4 protein-coding genes are annotated in these 3125 nt (G+C 70.6%); 2 read left to right on the top strand and 2 right to left on the bottom strand.

Annotation, left to right across the window (positions count from 1 at the left end):
- Positions 1-617: bifunctional phosphopantothenoylcysteine decarboxylase/phosphopantothenate--cysteine ligase CoaBC (coaBC, locus tag B4E30_RS12990; RefSeq protein WP_286795521.1), on the bottom strand; the 617-nt coding region annotated here is incomplete at its 3' end.
- Between the two features lie 47 nt (positions 618-664).
- Here coaBC and B4E30_RS12985 point away from each other — a divergent pair.
- Positions 665-1378, top strand: a complete 714-nt coding sequence (locus B4E30_RS12985) for an NRDE family protein (RefSeq protein WP_286795519.1) — start codon at positions 665-667, stop codon at positions 1376-1378.
- 33 nt (positions 1379-1411) lie between these two features.
- On the opposite strand, the gene B4E30_RS12980 is transcribed toward B4E30_RS12985, so the two are convergent.
- On the bottom strand, positions 1412-1765 hold the full coding sequence (locus tag B4E30_RS12980) for an ArsR/SmtB family transcription factor (RefSeq protein WP_286795518.1): 354 nt from the start codon (positions 1763-1765) through the stop codon (positions 1412-1414).
- Between the two features lie 86 nt (positions 1766-1851).
- Between B4E30_RS12980 and B4E30_RS12975 the strand changes: the two genes are divergently transcribed.
- On the top strand, positions 1852-3125 hold a 1274-nt coding region (locus tag B4E30_RS12975), incomplete at its 3' end, for an NAD(P)-binding domain-containing protein (protein ID WP_286795517.1).

The raw sequence follows: 3125 nt of genomic DNA, 5'->3' as shown, positions 1-3125 counted from the left end.
CCGCTCGAACGATTGCCGATGTAGCGCACCGGGTCGAGCGGTTCGCGGGTGCCACCGGCGCTGACCACCACGCGAACACCGGCGAGGTCTTTCGGCGCGAGCACGGTCATGGCGATGTCGGCGATCTCATCCGGCTCGGTCATGCGCCCCGGCCCGGAATCACCGCCGGTGAGCTCTCCGTCGGCAGGGCCCACGATGTGCACGCCGCGGTCGCGCAGCGTCGCGATGTTGGCGCGGGTCGCGGGGTGCTGCCACATCTCGGTGTGCATGGCCGGAGCCACGACGACCGGGGCGGTGGTCGCGAGTAGGGTGGTGCCCAAGAGGTCGTCGGCGAGTCCGGCGGCCGTTTTCGCGAGGAAGTTCGCCGTCGCCGGTGCGACGACCACGAGGTCGGCGGACTGGCCGAGGGAGACATGCCGAACGCGGGCGACGTCATCGTGCACCGATGTCGTCACCGGGTTGCGGCTGATCGCCTCCCACGTGGTCAGTCCGACGAACCACAGGGCGTCGTCGGTGGGGATCACGTGCACGTCGTGCCCCGCCTTCACGAAGCGGCGCACGAGGTGGACGGACTTGTAGGCGGCGATGCCACCGGTGACGCCGACGACGATGAACACGCTTCGATCTTGCCACCGCCTCACCCGAGCCGACCGAGGAGACCCGCATGTGCACGGTGATCGTGAGCGTCCCGAGCGCGCCCGGCGCCCCCACGCGGTTGCTGGCCGTGCGCGACGAGGATCCCGCCCGGCCCTGGAATCCGCTCGGGGCGTGGTGGCCCGAGCGCGACGACCGCATCGTGGGCGTGCGTGACGTGCGCGCCGGCGGTGCCTGGCTGGCGGCGCTGCCGGATGCGGGCCGGCTGGCGGTGCTGCTCAACCGTGCCGATGTCTCGGACCGACCCGAGGCCGATTTGGTCTCGCGCGGGGTTCTCCCCCTGGATGCGGTGCAGGGCTCGGTTCCCTCGGGCGACCCGCGCACGCACGGCTTCAATCTGGTCGACGTCGACGGCTCAGCGGTGCGCGTGGTGTCGTGGGATGGGCGCGACCTCCGTTCGCGGAGCCTCGAGCCGGGTGTCCACATGCTCGCCCACGACGATGTCGACGACGCCTCCACCGCACGCATCGCCGCGTGGCTCGACGCGTTCCGCGCGGCGTCCGGCCGACCCGACGCCTGGATCGAAGCATGGCTGGGCGTGCTGGACCGCTCCGCGGAGCTCTCCCCCGACGACGATCGCGCGATCATCCGCGACAATCGCCCGCACGGGTATCCGACGCAGTCGCTGCTGCTGTGCGCGGCGGAGCTCACGTCTTCGGGGGTGGATGTGCGCTACGGCGAGCTGGACCACCCTGCCCGGTGGACGCATCCGTCGTGGGTCTGACCACCGACCGGACTCGGGCCGACGGCGGGCGCCTCAGGCGCCGATGAGCATCGCGGACACCCGCTCGAGAGCGTCGGGCACGAGCCGGTAGTACGCCCAGGTGCCCCGCTTCGACCGGTGGAGGAATCCGGCCTCCGTGAGCACCTTCAGGTGGTGCGAGACCGTCGGCTGGGACAGCCCGATCGGATCGATGAGATCGCACACGCACGCTTCCTGATCCGCATGGGAGGCCACGAGCGACAGCAGTCGCAGCCGTGCCGGATCCGCGAGCGCCTTCAGCGTGGCGGCCATCCGCTCCGCCTCGTCGGGGCCGATCGGCGCCCTCTTCAGGGGCGCGCAGCATGCCGCGCCCTGCGTGACATCGGTGACCTCGAGCATCGCTACCATATATCGATAGTAGTAAATATTGACAGGTTTCGATACCCGACGTCATACTGTGCATCGACACTCATCGATATCCTGCGGAGGCCACCATGACGTTGCTCGAACTGACGCCGAGAGTCGAGGCGGACGATCCGCGGACGGCGCTGCCGGTGGTCATCATCGGCGCCGGCCCGGTCGGGCTCGCCGCAGCAGCGAATCTCGCCGAGCGGGGCAGGGACTTCGTCGTCGTCGAGGCCGGCGACCGCGTCGCCGCATCCATTCGACTCTGGGGCCACACGCGACTGTTCTCCCCGTGGCGGCACGTCGTCGATCCGGCTTCCCGACGTCTGCTCGAAGCGTCCGGCTGGACGATGCCGGCCGATGAGCGCCGATCGCCCACGGGCCACGAACTCGTGGACGCATACCTGGAGCCCCTCGCCGCACTGCCGCAGATCGGGCCGCGCATCCGGTTCGGCACGCGCGCGATCGCCGTGACGCGGAAGGGGATGGACCGCACGCGCACCGCCGGCCGCGCTCGAGCGCCGTTCCTGCTCCGCGTGCGGACTGCCGAGGGGATCGTCGAGGAACTGACGGGCCGCGCGGTGGTCGATGCGTCCGGCACCTACGCGACGCCGAATCCGCTCGCTTCGTCCGGGCTGGATCCGCTGGGCCTCGCCGATGTCACCGGACTCGTGCACCATGCGCTTCCCGACGTGCTCGGCACCGAGCGGGCGTCGTTCGCGGGAAAGCACACCGTCGTCGTCGGCGCCGGCCACTCGGCGTCGAACACCCTGATCGCCCTTGCCGAGGTGGCAAGAACCGAGCCGGCGACACGGGTGACGTGGCTCATCCGCAATGCCTCCGCGATCCGTGTCTCCTCGTCGTCGGACGACGAGCTCGCCGATCGCGCCGCCCTCGGCTCTCGCGTGGAGCAGTTGGTCCACGCCGGACGCATCGCGGTGATCGACTCGTTCGAGCTCTCACACCTGGAATCGACCGACGTCGGCGGGGTGACCGTGGTCGGCACCCGCCACGACGAGCCGGCCCACGTGGACGCCGACGGCGTGGTGAACGCGACCGGTTTCCGCCCCGACCTCAGCATGCTGCGCGAGATCCGAGTCGAGCTCGATGACGTCGTCGAGGCCCCGCGCCGGCTGGCGCCGCTCATCGACCCGAATGTGCACTCGTGCGGCACGGTCGCGCCCCACGGGTTCGCCGAACTCCGGCACGCGGAGCCGGGGTTCTTCCTGGCCGGCATGAAGTCCTACGGCCGGGCACCGACGTTCCTTCTCGCGACCGGGTATGAGCAGGTCCGCTCCATCACGGCATGGCTCGACGGCGATGCACCCGCCGCAGCAGAGGTTCGGCTCACCCTGCCCGCGAC

This window comes from Microbacterium sp. UBA3394, assembly GCF_002358725.1.
GTDB classification, from domain to species: Bacteria; Actinomycetota; Actinomycetes; order Actinomycetales; family Microbacteriaceae; genus Microbacterium; species Microbacterium luteum.
The sequence above is the reverse complement of the archived record's forward strand: the minus strand, read 5'-3'. Positions and strand labels throughout refer to the sequence as shown.

Excerpts from the sequence above, each read along its gene's own strand:
- B4E30_RS12980 (WP_286795518.1), bottom strand. The coding sequence starts at position 1,765 with ATGGTAGCGATGCTCGAGGTCACCGATGTCACGCAGGGCGCGGCATGC.
- B4E30_RS12985 (WP_286795519.1), top strand. The coding sequence starts at position 665 with ATGTGCACGGTGATCGTGAGCGTCCCGAGCGCGCCCGGCGCCCCCACG.